This is a genomic window from Cohnella hongkongensis, assembly GCF_042654645.1.
Classification (GTDB): domain Bacteria; phylum Bacillota; class Bacilli; order Paenibacillales; family Paenibacillaceae; genus Cohnella; species Cohnella hongkongensis.
The window spans coordinates 1-19,520 of record NZ_JBHSEP010000014.1 but is presented as its reverse complement, the minus strand read 5'-3'; the positions used below and the strand labels follow the sequence as shown (position 1 = coordinate 19,520).

11 protein-coding genes are annotated in these 19,520 nt (G+C 59.8%); 1 reads left to right on the top strand and 10 read right to left on the bottom strand.

What is annotated here, in order from left to right; translation table 11 throughout:
- Positions 1-48: 48 nt before the first annotated feature.
- From phnE (ACFO3S_RS17835) to ACFO3S_RS17805, 7 genes are all read right to left on the bottom strand, one after another.
- Entirely contained in the window at positions 49-876 is an 828-nt protein-coding gene (phnE, locus tag ACFO3S_RS17835; protein ID WP_378098926.1) for a phosphonate ABC transporter, permease protein PhnE, read from the bottom strand.
- On the bottom strand, positions 873-1,670 hold the full coding sequence (gene phnE / locus ACFO3S_RS17830; RefSeq protein ID WP_378098924.1) for a phosphonate ABC transporter, permease protein PhnE: 798 nt from the start codon (positions 1,668-1,670) through the stop codon (positions 873-875). The genes phnE (ACFO3S_RS17835) and phnE (ACFO3S_RS17830) overlap by 4 nt, the downstream gene beginning before the upstream one ends.
- Complete coding sequence (gene phnC / locus ACFO3S_RS17825; RefSeq protein ID WP_378098923.1) at positions 1,657-2,439, bottom strand: phosphonate ABC transporter ATP-binding protein; 783 nt, start codon at positions 2,437-2,439, stop codon at positions 1,657-1,659. The genes phnE (ACFO3S_RS17830) and phnC overlap by 14 nt, the downstream gene beginning before the upstream one ends.
- A gap of 2,029 nt (positions 2,440-4,468) precedes the next feature.
- Positions 4,469-5,875, bottom strand: a complete 1,407-nt coding sequence (locus ACFO3S_RS17820) for a sialate O-acetylesterase (protein ID WP_378098921.1) — start codon at positions 5,873-5,875, stop codon at positions 4,469-4,471.
- 2 nt (positions 5,876-5,877) lie between these two features.
- A complete protein-coding gene (locus tag ACFO3S_RS17815; protein WP_378098919.1) occupies positions 5,878-7,035 on the bottom strand; it encodes an MFS transporter in 1,158 nt (385 codons plus the stop codon).
- A gap of 2 nt (positions 7,036-7,037) precedes the next feature.
- Positions 7,038-8,024 carry a Gfo/Idh/MocA family protein gene (locus ACFO3S_RS17810; protein WP_378098917.1) on the bottom strand — a complete coding sequence of 329 codons (987 nt, stop codon included), beginning with the start codon at positions 8,022-8,024 and terminating at the stop codon, positions 7,038-7,040.
- Between the two features lie 22 nt (positions 8,025-8,046).
- Entirely contained in the window at positions 8,047-8,910 is an 864-nt protein-coding gene (locus ACFO3S_RS17805; RefSeq protein ID WP_378098915.1) for a DUF72 domain-containing protein, read from the bottom strand.
- Positions 8,911-9,223: 313 nt separating this feature from the next.
- Here ACFO3S_RS17805 and ACFO3S_RS17800 point away from each other — a divergent pair, with 313 nt between their 5' ends.
- Positions 9,224-10,150 (top strand): S66 peptidase family protein, encoded by a 927-nt coding sequence (locus ACFO3S_RS17800; RefSeq protein ID WP_378098913.1) that lies wholly within the window; start codon positions 9,224-9,226, stop codon positions 10,148-10,150.
- A 61-nt stretch (positions 10,151-10,211) separates the two neighbouring features.
- Here the strand turns inward: ACFO3S_RS17800 and ACFO3S_RS17795 are convergent, their stop codons facing one another.
- The 3 genes from ACFO3S_RS17795 to ltrA form a co-directional block, all read right to left on the bottom strand.
- Entirely contained in the window at positions 10,212-12,023 is a 1,812-nt protein-coding gene (locus ACFO3S_RS17795) for an RHS repeat domain-containing protein (RefSeq protein WP_378098911.1), read from the bottom strand.
- Complete coding sequence (locus ACFO3S_RS17790; RefSeq protein ID WP_378098909.1) at positions 12,020-17,956, bottom strand: S-layer homology domain-containing protein; 5,937 nt, start codon at positions 17,954-17,956, stop codon at positions 12,020-12,022. The genes ACFO3S_RS17795 and ACFO3S_RS17790 overlap by 4 nt, the downstream gene beginning before the upstream one ends.
- Positions 17,957-18,212: 256 nt before the next feature.
- A complete protein-coding gene (gene ltrA / locus ACFO3S_RS17785; protein WP_378098907.1) occupies positions 18,213-19,451 on the bottom strand; it encodes a group II intron reverse transcriptase/maturase in 1,239 nt (412 codons plus the stop codon).
- Positions 19,452-19,520 lie beyond the last annotated feature (69 nt).

Below are 19,520 nucleotides of genomic sequence, written 5' to 3'. Positions count from 1 at the left end.
CCTCCATCGGCAGCAGGCTCCTCCCGTGAGGGAGCGCCTTCCGGCCTCTTACCCCCGGCCTTCCACCAGTCTCTTCCGCAGCTTGCCCGAAATCCAATCGATCGCGGTGACGAGCACGATAATGCCTAGCAAAATGATGCCGACGCGGCTCCAGGTCCGGCCCTCCAAGGCGAAAATGAGCGGCGTTCCGATCCCGCCCGCCCCGACCGCCCCCAGAATGGCGGCCGACCGGACGTTAATTTCCAGACGAAAGAGCGCGAAAGACAGGTAGAACGGAATCGCCTGAGGCACGATCGCGTGCCAGATCGTCTGCAGCCGGGACGCGCCGCAGGCCTTCAGCGCTTCGGACGGCCCCATATCCAGCTCCTCCAGCGCTTCCGCGTTCAGCTTGCCCAGCATGCCGACGGAATTGAGCCCGATCGTAAGCACGCCGGCGAAAGCGCCGGGACCGACCGCTTTAATGAAGATGATCGCCATAATAATGTCGGGGAACGTGCGGATCAGGCTGAGCGTAAAGGCGGACGCGCCGGACAGCAGCCGCAGCTTGACCAGATTGCGCGCCGCCCACAGAGCGAACGGAATCGTAATGACGACCGAGATCGCCGTCCCGAGCAGGGCGATCGCCAGCGTCTCGCCCAAGCCCCGAATCAGGTCTTCCCCTTCCGCCAAATACACGTAGTTCCAGTCCGGATTGAACAGGCCCGCGACGATCGCCTTCGTGATCTGCCAAGCGGTCTCTTTGATTCCGTTAAAAGGAATGCCGCTGAACGCCCAGCTGTACACCGCGACGGCCGCCGCCAGCCAGATCCATGTGCGGGGACGGGCGTAAAACGGTCTGGGCGGTTTGGGCGCGGCCGGTGAATGAGGATGGTTCATGCGAGTTTCCCCCTGATTCTGGAGCTAGCCATATCGATCGCAATGACGATCGCGAGCGTGAATAAAATGATGAGCAGCGTCTGGTCGTAACGGAACATTCCTAGCGTCCGGTTCAAATAGATGCCGATGCCTCCGGCTCCGACGAAGCCGAGAATCGCCGCGGCGCGGATGTTGATCTCGAACATGTACAGAACAAAGCCGATAAACTGGCCCACGACCTGGGAGACGACGCCGAAATGAATCCACTGCAGCTTGTTCGCCCCGACGGCGGTCATCGCCTCCATCGGCCCGCCGTCTACAGTCTCGATCGCCTCGTAGGCCCATTTGGACAGAACGCCGAACGAGAAAAAGGTCAGCGCCAGCGTCCCCGCAAGCGGACCGTAGCCGAACACGGTCGCGAACAGGGCGGCGAACAGAAGGTCGGGAATGGTGCGCGACAGATTGAGCACGAACCTGGCCGGAGCGCGCAGGAAGATCAGCTTCGTCACATTGCTTGCGGCCAGGAAGGAGATCGGCAGCGCCAGCAGCGCTCCGAACGTCGTACCGAGAATCGCCATCTGCACGGTCTCGATCATCGGCTTAAGCACGACGCGGAAGTAAGCCCAGTCCGGCGGAACCATTTTGGCGAAAAACTTGCCCATCTCCGGAATGCCGCGCACAAGCTCGCTTAAGGAGGCTTCCGTCTGCCGGGCGCACAGCCACAGAATGACCAGCAGCAGCGCCGCCGTCAGCCACGACTTCAAGCCCGTCCGCGGCTTCGGAGGCAGGCTCTGTAGACGACTAGACGGCTTCAACGGCTCTGCCCCCCAACCGTTCCTCTTCCGACACCGGACGGCCGTAGATCGCGGAGAACGCTTCGTCCGTCGCTTCGGCCGGGGCTCCGTCGAACACGATCTCCCCCGCGCGAACGCCGATAATTCTCGACGCATACTCCCGGGCCAAGTCGACGTAGTGCAGGTTGACGACCGTCGTAATGCCCGTCTCCCGGTTAATGCGGCGCAAATCGTCCATGACCTGGCGAGTCGTCAGCGGGTCGAGCGACGCCACCGGCTCGTCGGCGAGGATGATTTTCGGCTGCTGGGCCAGCGCCCTGGCGATCGATACGCGCTGCTGCTGGCCTCCGGACAGCTGGTCGGCGCGCTGATACGCTTTGTCGAGCATGTTGACCCGGGTCAGCGCGTCGAACGCCAGCTCCATGTCCTCCTTCGGGAACAGCCCCAGCATCGTTCGCAGCGTCGAGTGATAGCCGACCCGTCCGGCCAGCACGTTGCGCAGCACCGTCGACCGCTTGACGAGGTTAAAGCTCTGGAAGATCATGCCGATGCCCCGCCTCATCATTCTCAGCTGCTTGCCTTTCGCAGCGGTGATCGACCTTCCGTCTATGAAAATTTCTCCCGACGTAATTTCATGCAGCCGGTTGATCGAGCGCAGCAGCGTCGACTTGCCTGCGCCGGACAAGCCGACGATGACGACGAACTCGCCCTCTGCGATCGTCAGGTCGATTTTGCTCAACCCTACCGTGCCTCCGGGATACACCTTGCTTACCCGTTTGAATTCAATCATCTGTCCGAACGACCTCCGCATTCCGAATGTCGAAGCAGCATGTCGATTTATGCGCGCTTCTTCCTTGTGTAGTTCGGCGCGATCGGAAGCATTCCTACAACTCTAGAAAAATTTAACATAGAGATAATCATTTAACATTGATTTAACCTTGGTTTAACACGACGCGCAGCTTTATCGCGAACGAGGTTAACAATCGGGGATCTCCCCACCCAGCACGAACGATCCCTCGACGAGCTTCAACGCCATATCGTTCCCGCCGTCACGTCAACGTCGATTCGCTGCCGTCTTCGGCCGCTTTCACCGACGGCGTGGCGGCGTCGACGATGATTCGCTCCGTCTTCGCCGCTTCCCCCGGCGGCATGGTGGCGTCGACGAAGATTCGCTCCGTCTTCGGCCGCCTTCACCGACGGTGTGGTGGCGTTGACGAAGATTCGCTCCGTCTTCGCCGCTTCCCCCGGCGGCATGGTGGCGTCGACGACGATTCGCTCCGTCTTCGGCCGCCTTCACCGACGGCGTGGTGGCGTTGACGAAGATTCGCCCCGTCTTCGCCGCTTCCCCCGGCGGCATGGTGGCGTCGACGACTTCGAACCGCTGAACCGCTCCTTCAAACGCGACCAGACCAGGGCCAACAAATTCATTAAGACCGAGTGGCGGGGGCTATAGGCGCCATCGGCGGAGTCCTGACGGTCATCGCGAACAAGGGCCGACTCGCGCCAACATGCCGACCTGCTCCAACCTACGAACCCACGACAGCCCACGCTAGCCCACCAACTTACGCTTGCTCACCAGCTAGCCCACCAACTTACGCTTGCTCACCAGCTAGCCCATCAACTTACGCTTGCCCACCAGCCCGCGCCTACGCAACCACCAACCTACGAACCCGCGACAGCCCACGCTAGCCCACCATCCTACGCTTGCCCACCAGCTAGCCCACCAACCTACGCTGCCCACCAGCCCGCGCCTACGCAACCACCAACCTACGAACCCGCGACAGCCCACGCTAGCCCACCATCCTACGCTTGCCCACCAGCTAGCCCACCAACTTACGCTGCCCACCAGCCCGCGCCTACGCAACCACCAACCTACGAACCCGCGACAGCCCACGCTAGCCCACCATCCTACGCTTGCCCACCAGCTAGCCCACCAACCTACGCTGCCCACCAGCCCGCGCCTACGCAACCACCAACCTACGCCAACCCACAAACGTAACGGTTGCCAGCGCCGCTAATCGTGCCGTTTTCGCAATATGGAGATTGTAACGGTTGCAGCAGCGGCTATTTCAGCTGAAAACGCGCCATTTCGCTCGATACCCCCATAATAAGCGCGGTGGCAACCGTTAGCTTTTCGTTTTTCGGGAAAACGATCGATTAAGCGCCACTGTAACCGTTAGAAGTTGAAGTCAGGCTGCAAGCCACCGATCGCATACGACAACGGCTTAACCTGACAACAGCGCTAGGTTCTCCGTCCATTCTCCGCAAGCCGTCCGTTACTTGCCCCCGCAGCGCTCTCTGCGCGCCCGCGAACAACTGCCGGCGGTGCCGAAGGTCCGATGAACGGCGAAGGGGCTGTTGCTCCATAAACAGGGATAAGGTTTTACGGTCCGGCAGATCGTTCCTCGCCCATTTTGGGCGAAGCTCCTCGGCGTATCGGTCTGGCAGTGCCCATAATCTGCTTAAGCATAAACGGCTTAAGCCGGTTTCCATGAAATCGGCGGGATCACGTTATGTCAGAGGCGATTCAGACCAGGATAGCGTATTTTCTACTCCTAAATCACCAAAAAAGCAGCAATAGACCAAAAACGCCAAACGGGACGAGCAGGAAATTTCTCCGCTTCGTTCCGTTCGGCTATTTCGGCTTCATTTCTGCCTTCTGCTTTAACTCAGATGGGCATGGGATACTCCCGCTTCATTTACAGTCGTGTACGTCCCTACTGAGGGGACAGCTTCTAGAGAACTGCCTCTAGAGAACAGCTTCTAGAGAACAGCTCTTAAATACTGAGAGGACAGCCTCTCAAAAACGAGATCGCAGCTTAATGCTCCGCTGATCGAATCGGATATTGGTAAAACGACAGCGGAGGCATGTACGTCAAGCTGTCGAGCGGAAAATACGGGGCCGGATTTCTCTCGAAGCCGCCGTGGACGAACGCCTGGCCCCGGAGAGGACGTGCCAGCCTGATCCGAATGCCGCTTCTGCCGGAGATCGACCACTCCTCGATCGGCGCCCGGCCATCCTCGTCCTCAACCGTAAAGACCGGATGATTCGGTCCGATCGAGACCAGGTAGCCCCCGACGTGATCGTACTTCAGCTCGACGGCGGGCCCTCCGGCATCCGCTGCGACATAGCTGGCTCCGGCGATTTCCGGAGCGCGGAAATGAACGTCCCGGCCGTAGACGGAAGCCAGCGCCGCTCGAGCCGTCCGTTCGCCGATTATCAGATTGCCGGCCGGGCTGTTATGGATCTCGTCGGACAGCGGACTGTCGATCGCCGGGACGACGGTCACGTTCGGGATGTCTCGGGCGGCAACGCGCTGCTGCTCGCGAACGAGCCCCCATGCCCGATCGTCCTCCTCCGTTCCGCCGCCTTTGGTATAACGGTTCAACTGCACGGTGACGAACGGAAGCGCCGGCTCTCCCAGATCGGCCCGCCACTGCTCGACCATCTGACGGAATCGGGCGGCGTACGTCTCGCAATCGCCCGGATAGCAGTCGCTGCAGCCCTGGTACCAGACGACGCCTTTCGCGGAGCCCCCGGCGTCCCGAACGACGCTTAGCATATTGCGATAGAGCGTTCCGTCCTCCAGCGGATTCCACGCCTTCAGCGGCGAGCCGCCAAGCGCCGTCTGCACGAGGCCGATCGGATAGCCGAGCTCCCTTTTCAGCAGCTTCGCGAAGGCGAGAAAAGGCGAATGGCCCGGATTGGCCGTCTCCCGATTCTCGATATGCAGCGTGTTCGTCGACTCGTTAAACGGATGCGAGGCCAGATCCCACCTGCCGCTGTTGCGCAGCAGATGGACGCCCAGCTCCGGCGGATCGTTGACCGGTCCTTTGCCGTAGCCTGCGGCGTTGCTCTGTCCGGCGATCAACCACAGATCGCCGACTCCGACGTGATGAATCATATCGCCGCGAATGGCCCATTCCATGGCAGGATTGCCGTCGACCTGCAGGCAGGTCTCGATCCGGTACAGGCCGCCCGCCTTCACGCCGTTCAGCCGAACGCTCCAGCTGCGGTTCTCCGCCATCTCCGCCTTCGTCCAGCCGACGACCGTCTCCGCGCTGTCTTCGCGCACGACTCGGGCATACGCCTGAGCCTCCCGAACGGGCTCGTCCATATGCCACCTGCCTGCCAGAACGATATCGGCCGTTCCGTTCCTCTGCTGAACGATCGCCCAATCCTGAGGGCCCTTGTTCACGATGGCCCCAATCTGTTTCTTGTCCATGTTCATTCGCCTCGCTGCTTCATATTGTGGGCCGGCCTCTGAATCATGAAGACGCCAATCGCCGCCCCCAAGACCGCCAAGCCCGCCATTCCGCGATACAAAACGGCGCCGCCGAGCTCGTCCATCGCCCAGCCTCCAGCGGCGGACCCGATAATGCCCGATACGCCAAAAAAAGTAACCGTCATGGCCGTCTGTCCGGTCGCCTTCCACTGATCCGGCACGACCCGATACAGATACTGCAGAGCGCCGACATAGAAAATAACGAAGGTGAAGCCTTGAAAAACCTGCAAGGCGACCAGCCCGGAGGCGCTGCCGACAAGAGAGCTCAACGCGAATCGCACGGCGTACAGCGCCGCCGCTACGGTCATCCAGACCTGCTCCGTTCCGGGCTTGACGATCCGGGAGACGAACGCAAACATCGCCGTCTCCGCGATCGTCATGACGAACCACGACATCCCCGTCAGCCGCACGTCTCCGCCCAGCTGCTCGATGTAGAGACCGATGAACGTATCGTTCATTTTATGTGGGACCGCCACGATCAGCACAGTCAGGAAAAACATCAGCGTCTCCCGCCGGGAGAAAAACTGCCTCAGCCGGCGATAGGACGGACGAGCCGCCGTGGCCTGAACGTCCGCCAGCCCGAGCGCCAGCAGCAGCGCCGCGCCTCCGACGCCCAGGAAGATCCAGCTCAAACTTTCCATGCCCCACAGCTTCAGAGCATACCCCGCCGACAGGGAGACACAGGCATAGCCCAGCGCACCGAACATTCGAATGCCGCCGTAGCCGACCCTCTCTCTCGCTGCGGTCTGAAAGTTCAAGCTTTCGACAAGCGGATCCGTCGGCAGGAAGAACGCGTTCATGAGCGCGACCAGCACGAGCAGACTCCATGCGCGATCCGCCTGGAACAGCAGCGTGCCGCACAGAATGGAGGCCAACAGAAGGAGCAGCAGCAGCTTCTTGATCGTCCTCGTCCGGTCGCTGACCATGCCCCACAGCGGCTGGGACACGATGCTGATCAAGCTGCCCGCGCCGAGTATCAGTCCGAGGTGCGTGCCGGGTATGCCGACGTTCGAGCCATAGACGGGAAGAAAAGACAGGAACAGCGCGAACATGGAAAAGTAAGAAAAATTAAACGCCCGCAGCCGGTTAACGACGGACACCGCTATCCCCGGTCCGCTGGATAGACGAGCCCCGTCTGCCTGCGGGCTTCGTCCATGATCTCGATCACCTTAAGCGAGCGGTCATAAGAGTTGACGTCCGATTCGAGCTTTCCTTCCGCGATCAGATCGGCGAACGCCCTCACCTCGTAATACATCGCGTTGTCCTCTTGCGGCCGGGTGAGCGTCTCGACCGAACCGTCCCGATAGCGAATGTGCGCGCTGTCCGGCCGGCTGATTTTATCGAACACGATCGTCCCGTTCTCCCCCTGGATCTCGGCGCTGGAGTAGGAGTCGACGATCTTCGAGTAGTGGACGACGGCGTCCATCCCTTCGTAGTCGAGCAGCAGACTGCCGGCTCCGTCCGCTCCGGATTCCAGCTTGAAGGCGCTGGCTTGAATCCGCCGGGGCGCACCGAACAGCACGACAAGCGGATAGAGGCAGTAGACGCCCAGATCCATCAGCGAACCGTTCGACAGAGCCGGGTTAAACGCGTTCGGCAGCTCCCCCTTCTTGTACAGATCGTAGCGGGAGGAGTACTGGCAGTAGCTGCCGAAATACCGGCGCACCGCTCCGATCTTGTGCAGGCTGTCGCGCACCGCGCGGAACGTCGGCGTGAACGTCGACTTCATCGCCTCCATCAGCAGAACGCCGTTCGCCCGCGCCGCCTCGATCATCCGGCTTACCTCCCGCGCGTTGGAGGCCAGCGGCTTCTCGCACAGCACGTGCTTGCCCTTGCCCATGCACAGAATCGCTTGGTCGGCATGGGCTGCGTTCGGGCTGGCGATATAGACGGCGTCGAACGCCCCTTCCGACGCGAACCGCTCCAGATTCGTATAGACGCTCGGGATGCCGTGCTTGTCCGCAAACGCTCGTCCTTTCTCCTCCGTTCGGGAATATACGGCGGTTAGTTCGATATCGTCGTTTCTTTTGGCCGCGTCAATGAAATCGTCCGTAATCCAGTTCGTTCCGATAATGCCGAATTTAAGCATGTTCGCCATTCCTTTCGTGTCCCTATAAGTTGAACAGATCAAGCTGCTCCGGCTCGCTCGCGACCGGCAGCTCGTATACGGGCTGTCCGAGCATCCGCATGTATTGCTTGGCGTTGCCGGCCGCATGCCCCCCGGAGTTGTTGTTGAAAATAACGCCGACCTCACGGCAGCTCTGCGCCAGCCTGCAGACGATCTCCGTCCATTCGTTCAATTCACTCTCGCTGTAGTCGTACAGATACCGGACCTCCCGCCAGTCCGCGCCGCCGCTCTGATTCCATCCTGCTGCGTTCCTGCCGTGCAGGCGGACGAGCGTAAAGTCCGGGTGCGTCGTCTCCGGAACGGCCGGGATCGAGCCGGCGCCGGCTTGCGGCTCGTCGCATACGCTGTGAATCCACCCTTCGTCTCTCATGTAGGCCAGCGTTCGCTCCCTCATCTCCGGCACGAACCAGCTCTGATGGCGAAACTCCAGCGCGCACGGGAAATCGTTCATTCTTTTTTTCGTCTCGCGCAGCAAGCGGACGTTGTCCCTCGTGCAGTCGAACCAGGGCGGATACTGAAACAGAGCGGCCTTCAGCTTGCCGGCCGCCCGTACCGGCTCCAGACTGTCCCGGAACGCCGAATACATCTCCTCGTCATCGCGGTAGTAGGGCTTGCCTCTCAGATGGCCCGTCATGCCTTGATACGCTTTAACGACAAAGCCGAAGCCGTCCGGGGTCTCCTCCGCATAGCGAGCCATTCTGTCCGGCGGCTGTACTGCATAGAAGGCACTGTCCAGCTCGACGATGGAGAAATGCCGCGAATACGTCTGCAGCTTGTTCCTCGCCGCCGTTCCGGGCGCGTACAGCGTATCGTGATCCCCCCAACCGGCCAAACCGACGACAATCATGGCGGACGCCCCTTCCGTCAATCTCTGTACTACGCCTACTCCGAGTCTAAAGCTTTGCCCGGTTCACATCAAGAGGGAGGCAAGATCGCGATAGCCAAATAATCGATATCGTCCTCGATCAGGCGCCGGCTCTCCGGCTCTCCCTTCCGGGCCGTGCGGAAAATCTCCTCGGCCGTATGGTCGGCTTTTACAAATCAGACAGCCCCGTCTCCATCGAACGCTCTGTCCCGAGCAAAAGTTTGCTCCCGGCATGATAAACCCAAGCTCGTCGCTCATATCATAGCAATAGCGTTAACGGGGGACGGTGATCGGCATGAGCATCAAACCGAGGGCGTTGCAAAGTGGAGATACGGTAGGAATCGTTACGCTGGGAAGCCCGCTTGCGGCGGAGACGATCGATGCGCGGATCGCCTACCTTCGTTCTCTTGGGCTGAACGTCGTAACGGGCCGCAACGTCTATGCGGCGGACGGATTTTTGGCGGGCAGCGCCCGGGATCGCGCCGAGGATCTGATGACGATGTTCGCGGATCCGAACGTGCGCTTGATTTTGCCGTCGCGCGGCGGCGTGGGCGTAGAGGGGATACTGCCTTACCTCGATTACCGGTTTATCCGCTCGAATCCTAAGATCGTCAGCGGCTACAGCGACATCACCGTATTGCTGAACACGCTGGCGCAGCTGTCGGATATCGTGACGCTGCACAGTCTGCTGCTGATCGACTTCAAGCCGGATACCCCTCCGTACAACTTCGAGCAGTTTTTTACGGCGACCTCCTCCACCGCGGCGCCCCGGGCAATCGTTAATCCGCCGGGCATGCCGCTGATCCCCAAAGTTCCCGGAAGCGCGACCGGACCGATCGCCGGCGGCAACCTGACTTCGCTCGTCGGCACGCTGGGGACGCCTTACGAGGTTGATACGAGGGGCAGAATCCTTCTGCTCGAAGACGTCCATGAGCCGGTCAACACTGTCTACCGGTATATGGAGCATCTGGCGCTGGCCGGCAAATTCCGGGATTGCGCGGGGCTTCTCCTCGGCGGCTGCGACAGTTGTCCCGACGCCTACGGGAAATCGTACGAGGACTTGATCGACGAATTTCTCGTGCCGATCGGCAAGCCGCTGATCGCGAACCTGGCTTCCGGGCACGGCACGTACAAGGCGGCGATCCCGATCGGAGCTTTCGCCAATCTGAACGCGAACGAGGGGACGATCACGCTGCTGGAGCCGGCGGTAACGTATCGTTAGCGGAACGGGAAACGGCGATGCAGGGATTGCTCCCCTGCATCGCCGTTTCAGCCTCTCCAGCCTACCAGCGGAGATTGCGGCACAGCTTCGCCTTCAAGGCCGCTTCCGCCTTGAAACCGCCGCTCTTGAACATGTCTTTGAACTGGGGCTTGAAGCCCTCTGCTTGCGCGTTGAACGTCGAGTTGCGCGGATCCAGAATATCAGCGCTGAAAGGCCCGACATCCCCCTTCAGGATGGCGCCGGACGTCCGGCAGTCCGTGTCGAATTGATGCGCCGCCTTGTATCCGGTAGTTACGCTGGCGATACCGAGCGTCGCCTTGGCGGTTGCTTCCAGGACGAGCTCGTTATTGGCCAGTCCCTCCGCCGGCGATACCTCCAGTCCTCCGCCGGCGCCGAAGCCGCCTTCGACGCAGGAGGAGAAGCCCTCCTTGGTGAGGCACACCTTCGCCCCCGCTCCGACGCCCGCATAGGCGCTTCCGCCTACGCAGAACTGACCGCACGGATCTCTCATCATAACCGGATTGTTGTTGACATATGCGTATAGATTCGCCTGACCGCTCTCGAGCAGGATCGGATCCCGCGCCGTCCATCTTCCCGATGCGGCGTCGTAATCGCGGTAGCCGAATCGGACCAGCCCCGTGCCGCGATCCTCGATCCCGCCGGCATAGCCGATCTCAAGCCGGAACCCGGGGTTCGAATCGGACAGCAGCCGGCCGTAGCTGTCGTAGCGCAGCGACTTGACGATTCCGCCGCTGCCGTCGAGCACCCGCTTCGGCGTGCCGACCATGTCCGTGATTACGTAATACCGGCTGCCGCCCCGCTCCAGTGCGATGAGCAGTCCCGCCTCATTATAGAAGTACGTCGTCATCTCTCCGTCCGGATCGATCGAAGCGGTCAGCAGATGCAGCGCATCCGGACTGCCGTACACATATTGCGTCGATCTGCCGTCGGCATCGTCCCTGGCCACGCGTCTGCCGAGTCCGTCGTACGTATACGTGTAAGTGGCTCCCGTCACCGTCGCCTCCAGCAGCTCTCCCCGAACGCCGTACTTGAAGGCGTCCTGCCCCCGGCTCGTCAAGTAGCCGTCCGCATCGAAAACGTACGCCTGATCGCCCGCCTGCTGAAGCACGTCATGCCGCCCGTAGGCGCTGATTACCGTCTCGCTTCCGTTCACGGTGCCGGACGTCCGGTTTTTATTGCTGTCGTACGTATATGCTTCCGTCGTCAGCTGCCCGTCCGGTCCCCGTCGGGTAACCCCCGTCAGTTGGCCGTCGGCGTCGTAGTCGTAATGAATCGTCTCCGTTCCTTCTAACGACTCGATCGTCGCAGCCGTAACGAACCCTCTCAGGTCATACGCGTAGCTCTCCCAGTAGACTTCTTGTCCGGCGAGCACATAGGCGACCGCCGCGATTTGCCCGTACTCGTCGTACTCGATCCGAACGTCCATCGCTCCGTCGCTCATGGAATCGACAGCCTGGAGCGGACCGCCGCGGTTGAAACGGAACGGTCCGTATCGGGTCAGATTGTCGTCCCGATCGTACTCGATGGCGATATCGGACACCGATCCGCCTGCCGTCGTCCGGATATTCGTCACATGGAAGAAATCGTCGTATTCATACGTCAACGAAGCATTCACTTTGCCGCTTAGCAGCATCGAGGAGACATTTTCGCCTGCATAGCCGTATTCGATCGACTGGCTTCTCGCCGGATCGCCCGGCATCCGGCTGACGATCGAAGCCGCCAGCGGCGAGCTGCCCGCATACGCATACGCGCGCTCGATATCGGCATCGTTCACCGCAACGGGCCTCCTGCTGCCGTCCGCCTCCAGCCAATAGTCCACCGTGCGCCCGCTTGCGAGCCGCGACTGCCTCAAGGCTCCGCCCTCGGCATAATCCGATCGATACCAGCTGCCGTCGCCGGCGGGACCGAACGACCGAATTGCCCGAGCGCATTATAGGACTGGCGATAGACGGTTCCGTCCGGCATCGCGACGCCCGCCCATTGGCCCAGGTCGTCGTACGATTTGCCGTACGTCTTGTTCCCCGGCGTCGTCACCGACGCGAGGCGGCCGGCTTCGTCGTACGAATAGCTCTTGACGCTCCCGGACGCATCGCTTTCCGTCGCGACCTGGTTGCGCTCGTTGTACGAGATCTGCACGAATTTGTCGCCTTGCGCGATTCGGGATAGACGTCCCTGCTCATCATAGCTGTACGCGAGGGGATGCAGCCCCGAATCGGGCCAGACGACCCGGTCGACGCGATCCTTCTCGTTCAAGTAGGTCTCGGTGACGAGACCTTCCGCAGTCCTATGCGTAAACCTCTTGCTTGCCGTCTCGTACGCAAGCGTTGACACGTCGCCGTTCAGCGTATGCGTGACCTTATAGACCGACAATCGGCCTTCGGCGTCGAAGTCGACTTCGCGCCGCTCGCGGAACGAGGCGACTGTGCCGTCTGGAGACGTATAGGTCATCTCGGAGACGAACGGCGTGTTCCTGCCCCAACGGGGATCGGTTCCGAACGTCTTGCGCACGACCGTGCCGTCCGGCAGCGTCGACGTTTCGCTGACGCCGGGAACGGATTCGCTCACGATGCGGTAGCCGTTCGGATCCGTGGTCGCACGGATCTTCTTCCCGTCCGCTTCGGACACCTCGTACAGCGTCGTCAGGCCGCCCGGATCGGTGAACGCGACCGAATACCCGTCGCCGTTTGCCGTCCTGTGCAGCGTCTTGACGCCGCCTTGCGGGTCGACCGCCCGAACGAGCAGACCTTGCCCGTTGTACTGATACCGGCTGACGCCCTGAGCCGGATTCGTCACTTCCGTCAGCAAGCCGTTCTCGTACTTCATCCGATACGTTTCGCCCGCCGGATTCAACAGCTCGGCGAGCTCGCCGTCGCCGTCCAGCGCCAGCGTCGTTCGCTGACCGCCCGGCGCGATCAGCGCCACGGGCCTTCCTGCTCCGTCCCGCTCGATCGCCGTTAGGTTGCCGTCGCGATCGGCGACGGAGAGCAGCCGGCCCGCGGAATCGTAGTCGAAGCGGTATTCGATTACGTCCGTCAGCGCGCTTCTCGTCAGCAGATGCCGGCCCGCATGGTCGAATTCGAAGAGCTGCAAGCCGTCGGCCGAAGGAATACGGTAAAAGGCGCTATTTTCTACCCTATCGCTAAGACGGTATACGAACCTTTGGGATGTCCCCGATTTCTTATGAATCGCCAGGATATACAACTCGTCCCGCGGACCGATGTCCAGCAGCTCGATGTTGACCTGTTCGTCCGGCTCGCCCAGCTCGGAAATCAGCTTATCCTTGATCACTTCAATCGGTTGAAAATACGGCTCTTCTACTTTGCCGTCCGGCGCAACCTGGAACAGCCGGTACTGGCTGGCGTCGACAAAATAAACGGAACCGTCCCCGCCGAGTTCAATATCGCTGATTCTCGTCGGGCTGCCGCCGTCGAAGATCGGCGTAATGACGCCTTCGGGCGAAATATAACGAATTCGGTTCCCGTGGCAGACGGTCGGATCATACGGACAATTCGCGCCTACCCGATCGACGACATAGAGGCCTCCGTTATCGGCGATCGAGAAATTGGCGATATTCCCGATGTTCCTCTTGCTTGCGGGCCCGCGATCGACGCCAACCGTGTTCCTCTCTCCCAGAGCCGACAGCAGTCCGTCCGGATCGAGCTTGTACAAGGAGTAATATTCCCGGAAGTAGATGCTGCCGTCAGGGCCTTTCTGCGGATTGTGCACCCGATAAAGCTCGACGTCCAGCGCCCGCTTGCCATCGTAATCGAGATTCGGAATCCCTTGAGTCCGATTCAGCCCGGCAAGCTTCTTCCCGGTCGTTGCCCCTGCTTGATATTCGTATAGGGCCCTTGCAGAAGAACTCCTCGCATAGATCTTCCCGGCGGCATCTACGTCGAATTCGTAGGCGTACGGCCTCGGTTCTACGGGAATCATCTGCAGCTCGCCGTCCTTCGTCAGCCGATAGAAGTCCGTGTTGCCAACTCTCGCGGCGCTCAGAATCAAGTTGCCGTCGTGTTCGGCCTGCAAATCCCAGACGTAGTAAATGTCCGTCAGGACGACTTCCTCGGAGGGATCGGGCCCCGGTCTGATCTTCAGCTCGAATGCGTTAAGCGACTTGAGGTCGGGCAGCGTCCGCCCCATGCGGTCGGGCAGCACCCGGGAAGTGCCGTTGCCCATCGCGAGCTGATTCGTTGCGGGATCGTACCGGTGCCAATGGTTCAGGCTCCACCCGCCGATTCCTGCTTCCTTATAAGGGTGTACCGGACTGGTCAGGGCGCCTTCCCACTGCCTGGTCGTCGCAACCGTCTGCGCACTCCTGCTGCCGATGACCGAGCCCGCCACGCCCAAGCGGGAGAAGCTCGCTTCATATTCGGAACGCGAAGCGTAATATTGCATCCGCCAGTTGTAGTCTATTTTCACGGTGTACGGATGGCTTCCAAGGAGCGTCCTGCCGTAGGCGTCTTTGCCATCCCAATAGAACGTATAGCTCAGGCCGGAGGAAGGCGCGAAATTCCGCTTGAACGTTCGTCCAGCGATATGGATCGTCACCGAGATGCTTTGCAGCGAATCCGGAAGCTCGCCAACCTCGCTCAGCGGAATTCTCATCGCAGATTTGTCCGTATAGCCCTCCGTCCGCTTGCTCTGATAATGCAAGTTGTACGGCGTGCCCGCAACCGGAATGGACTCGCCGAGAGACTGATCCTGACATCCGATAATCGACCCGCTTTCGTGGCACGGGTCCTCCATCCTATCCCGCATGTGTTCGGGCCGCTTATTCGGCGGATAAACGATGCCCTCGGGCGGTCCGTACGGCCAGTTGAAATCCCATGGCGTAAAATGCTCAATCGGCACGCGCCACAAGCTCTTGCCCGGCTCGTACAGCTGGGAGAGTTCCATTCGTTCTGCCGCAGTCAGCCCGATCGCGGCCAACTGCGGCTCGCCGTCCGCAACCCCGTCGCCGTCGATATCGACGGCTGCCATGCCTCCGTCCACGTTAACGATGCCAATAATCCGGCCATTGGCCGACGGCACCCAATTGGCCGCTTGCCGGTCGTAATAGCCGCTCGGCACCGTCTCGCCGACGGGAAACTCCAGAAAGTTGTCCACATAGTAATATAACGTCTGATCGAACCGAACCTCCGCCGCGCCGGCGGCGACCGCTTCGTCGGCCGACAGCTCGACGGCGTACGTATAGCCTACGAATGTCGGCAGCTCTCCCGGCATCGCGGACGGCCCGTTCTCGCCGACGGTATATTCGGTCGCCCGGAAGCTCATCTTCGAGAGCGGCTGCGTCGAGCCGTCCGGCATCACGAGCGTGCCGGCCGTATGGGGCGGGACGATCAGCGTGCCTTGCCGCGTCCCCTCTTCATCCGTTACCGGGCTGCCTTGTCCGACCTGATAATCGTCGCTGTCGAATGCGATCTCCGTCGCCTTGCTGTCATGAGCCAGCAGCGTCACGTCCGGCAGGTCGGCAAATTGCTCCCAATCGGTGCCGATCTTGCGCTGCGCAGGCATGAAGCCTTCCCGCTCATAGTTAACCACCACTTCCCCGCCGCCGTTCACGGCCATATCGAACATGCCGTCGGATCTCGTGAACGTATGCCCGAACTGCTCATGGCCGAGCACCGTCACCTTGACGCCCGCCAGCGGCTCGTTATGGGCGTCGACGACATTGCCTCTCAGCACCGCGACTCGTTCCGGCGTGATCGCGTCCTCCTCCACGCCGACTTGAATGGGCTGGTCGCCCTTGTACAGGAAATCCACGATCGTATGGAAGGCGGACGCTTCGACGAGCGGCACCGGATTGGCGACATGGATCGGATCCGGCGGAAGCTGAACGGCTCCGGCCGTTGGAGTCGCCTGGACGGTTGTCGATCGGGGCGATTCCGCGCCTGCCGCATGATAAGCGGTGACCGCAAAATGATAGCTCGATCCGTTCATCAGCCCCGTTGCGGTATAGCTGGTCGCCGCGCCGACATCGGTTCCGGCGCTCCAGGTTGCGCCGCCGTCGCCGGACGCGTAAACTTTGTAGCCCGCCACATTCGGCTCGGCATTGGCGAGCCAGCGCAAGGCAGCCGATGCCGAGAAGGATTCTGCCGCCAGGCCCGTCGGCGCCAACGGAACTTCTCCCTCCCCTCCTCTCGGAATGGCGGACGCGATCCCCGATTTTTCCGATTCGTTGCCGCTCCGATCGTAGGAGGTTACGGCAAAGTGGTATTCCACGCCGTTCACCAGACCGCTGACGCTATAGCTTGTCGCGATCCCGGCGTCCAGACCCGGCTGCCAGGTCTGTCCCCCGTCCTCGCTCACGTAAACGTTATACCCGGCCAGATCGCTTTCCGTATTGGCCGTCCAGATGACCGTAATTTCGCCGTCTCCGGGTACGGCGGCCACGACAATAGGCGCGGTCGGCGGCTCCGTGTCCGGCGGCGGCGTAGGGGATGGTGATGGCGATGGTGATGGTGACGGCGATGGTGACGGCGTTGGAGGCGGATTGCCGCCGCCTTGGGACGGATACCCGCCTCCGGGGGCAGGCGCACTCCCTCCCGGCACTGCCGTATCCGTAAACGCGATCGTCCCGATGTTCAGCGTCTTGCCGGCTTCGGGCGATTTCAGCGTGCCTTGAAGCTCGTTGTACCGGCAATCGCATGCCTCCTGCTCCGTCTCCGAACCGTCGAGCAGCCGCAGGCTGTCCGGCACCGTGGAGCGGCCGAGAACGGACTGGGCGTTTCGCGTTTCCTCGACCCTTGCGCGCAACACTTCATCTTCCACTAAAGCCACTTTATACGTCTGGCTTGGAACGACATACGCTTTAAAAGTCCCGTCCGGACCGGCTACGCCGAAAAACGTCGGATTCGTCGTCAAGGCGATGGCGTTTCCGACGGCGGCGGTCCCGTCCTTCCCGGTCAGCTTCCCTTCGATCGTCGCGGCCGTTTCCGCCCGCAGCTTGCTTAACCCCGTATCGCTGCCGAGCTTAACCTGCCCGCTGGCCAGCAGCATCGCTTTCCAGGCGTTGATGTCATACGTTCCGTATTCGGCCAGCTGCCAATACAATCCGTTGCCGTCGGTTCGGCCCCATTGGCTGACGGCTCTTGCGCCTTTTCGGTGCACCGTAACCGTCGCGTCATTCAGTGGCTTGCCGTCTTTGTCCGCGACAAGCACCGCCAACAGATGAAGCTCTTCGTCCTTCAACCATTCCCGGATCCGATGGATGATGACGGCGGCCTGCGCGCGCGTAAGCGTCGCTTCTCCGCGGAACGTGTTGTCCACGTACCCCTGCATCCACCCGTACGAGCTGACCATCGACACGGCGGATTCCGCCCAGTCCGGAACGCGGTCCGCATCGCGGAACGATCGGGGCTGCCCCGCTTGCAGCTGAAGCAGCTCGCCGATCCAATAGGCCGTCTCCTGTCTGGTCGCGGGCTGCTTGCCTTCATAGACGCCGAACGGCACCGTGTCCGTCAGACTGCGCTTCAGCTCGCCCTCCAGTTCAACCGATGGGCGATTGCCCAGGCTAGCGTTCAGGCGCAGCAGCAGCGTCACAAATTCATCCCGGGATACGGAACGATCCGGACGATAATAACCGTCGGGATACCCCTTAATGATGCCTTCCTTGCCCAGCTCCCTGATTTCCTTCGCCGCCCAGGACGGCAAAGCCTCGTCTTGGGGCGGCTCCCAGACCGGCGTCTCCGCCGACGCGCCGAATATCGGCATGAACGCTTCCAGCAGCAGCAGCATGCACAGCAATCGCAGCAACGCTTGCGAAGCTTTGTTCTTCCTCATAATCCAACCTCCACTTCACGCTAAAATTTCTATTAAATTGTAAAATGCGGACATGAAGTTAAGTAGTTACAGGCTGTCACTTGTTTTGTCATGTCCGCCGATTTGCGGGCCTTCCGGAAGCAGGCAGCCGATCGAGTAAAAGGGGGCGGCTAGCCCCCGTCTTCTCAGTCGAGTAGCCCGAAGGAGTTTCACCTTCAGGCTCTCACAGAACCGTACGTGAACCTCTCGATTCATACGGCTCTTATCATTCGGCCAGTTACGGTACCATTCCAAGAACCCAGTGTGGAAACATATTGGGTTCTCTTTTTGCAAGTTCTTTCAGCCATTTTTCTGCTCGACTGCGATGTCCCCTAAACCTCTTGTATTTGCACATTGCCCATTTGACCAATCTTCGATTCAGACAGTCTATGGTGTACTTTACTGCTGATGGATTGAATTTTGTGAAATAGTTAAGCCAGCCTCTGACCATTGGAGATAGCATTTCAGCGATCATTTCGATTTTACTACCAGTATAACTATGAATTCGCATCGATTTTATTTTGTCTCTGAATGCTTTAGCCGATTTAACACTCACTGACGGCAGGAAGTTGAACTGCAATCTCCCTAGTCTGTCTTTGATGAACACCCTTCGGAAGGTATATCCCAGGAATTCAAACTCAGTGACTGGATACTCCTTTACTCTATCCTTATCCTTGCAGTATACAATCTTGGTTTTCGTTGGATGTAATTCGAGCTTGCACTCCTCTAGTCGTTCCTTGAGTTCTCCAAGAATCTTCTCAGCTTCCGCTTGCGTGCTGCAGTGGATAATGGCATCATCTGCATATCTTTCAAACGGTGAGTTTGGATTTGTCCGTTTCATCCACAAGTCAAAAGCGTAATGCATAAATAGATTCGCAAGTACAGGGCTGATGACGCCCCCCTGAGGGGTTCCGCTTTTGCGTTCGATCCATTGACCTTCTGCATTTATGAACGGTGCTTTGAGCCATCTTTCTATATACATCATTATCCATGACTCTCTGATGTGCTTTCGCATTGCATGCATTAATAACTCGTGATCGATGTTGTCAAATAGACCTTTGATGTCAAATTCTAAGACATAGTCATTTTTCCAGCACCTTTTCCTCGCTTGTCTTATTGCATCGATCGCTGACTTGTTGGGACGATACCCATAGGAATCTGTATGGAAGATGGCCTCTACTCGCGGCTCTATATACATTTTCACTACCATTTGAGCCACTCTGTCTCCGACTGTCGGAATGCCGAGCCCTCGTGTTCCGCCTGATTTCTTTGGAATTTCGACCAATTTAACCGGTGGAGGGAAGTAACTTCCGGAACTCATTCTGTTCCAGATCTTATACAGGTTTCCTTTGAGGTCTTTTTCAAAGCCCTTGATGTCCAGACCGTCGATCCCTGCACTTCCTTTATTCGCTTTGACTCTCTTAAATGCTGTTATAACTACCTGCTTTGGAATGTTAAATGGCTTGCTCTCTTTCATCGAATCCTCCTGTTAACCAGTTGTTCTCTGCTTCGAGCTGAATGATGACGCCCCTTCGCTCCATTGCCA

Bases quoted from the DNA above. Each gene is read 5' to 3' on its own strand.
- ACFO3S_RS17790 (WP_378098909.1), bottom strand. From the start codon at position 17,956: ATGAGGAAGAACAAAGCTTCGCAAGCGTTGCTGCGATTGCTGTGCATG.
- ACFO3S_RS17820 (WP_378098921.1), bottom strand. From the start codon at position 5,875: ATGGACAAGAAACAGATTGGGGCCATCGTGAACAAGGGCCCTCAGGAT.
- ACFO3S_RS17805 (WP_378098915.1), bottom strand. From the start codon at position 8,910: ATGATTGTCGTCGGTTTGGCCGGTTGGGGGGATCACGATACGCTGTAC.
- ACFO3S_RS17810 (WP_378098917.1), bottom strand. From the start codon at position 8,024: ATGCTTAAATTCGGCATTATCGGAACGAACTGGATTACGGACGATTTC.
- phnC (WP_378098923.1), bottom strand. From the start codon at position 2,439: ATGATTGAATTCAAACGGGTAAGCAAGGTGTATCCCGGAGGCACGGTA.
- ACFO3S_RS17800 (WP_378098913.1), top strand. From the start codon at position 9,224: ATGAGCATCAAACCGAGGGCGTTGCAAAGTGGAGATACGGTAGGAATC.
- phnE (WP_378098926.1), bottom strand. From the start codon at position 876: ATGAACCATCCTCATTCACCGGCCGCGCCCAAACCGCCCAGACCGTTT.
- ltrA (WP_378098907.1), bottom strand. From the start codon at position 19,451: ATGAAAGAGAGCAAGCCATTTAACATTCCAAAGCAGGTAGTTATAACA.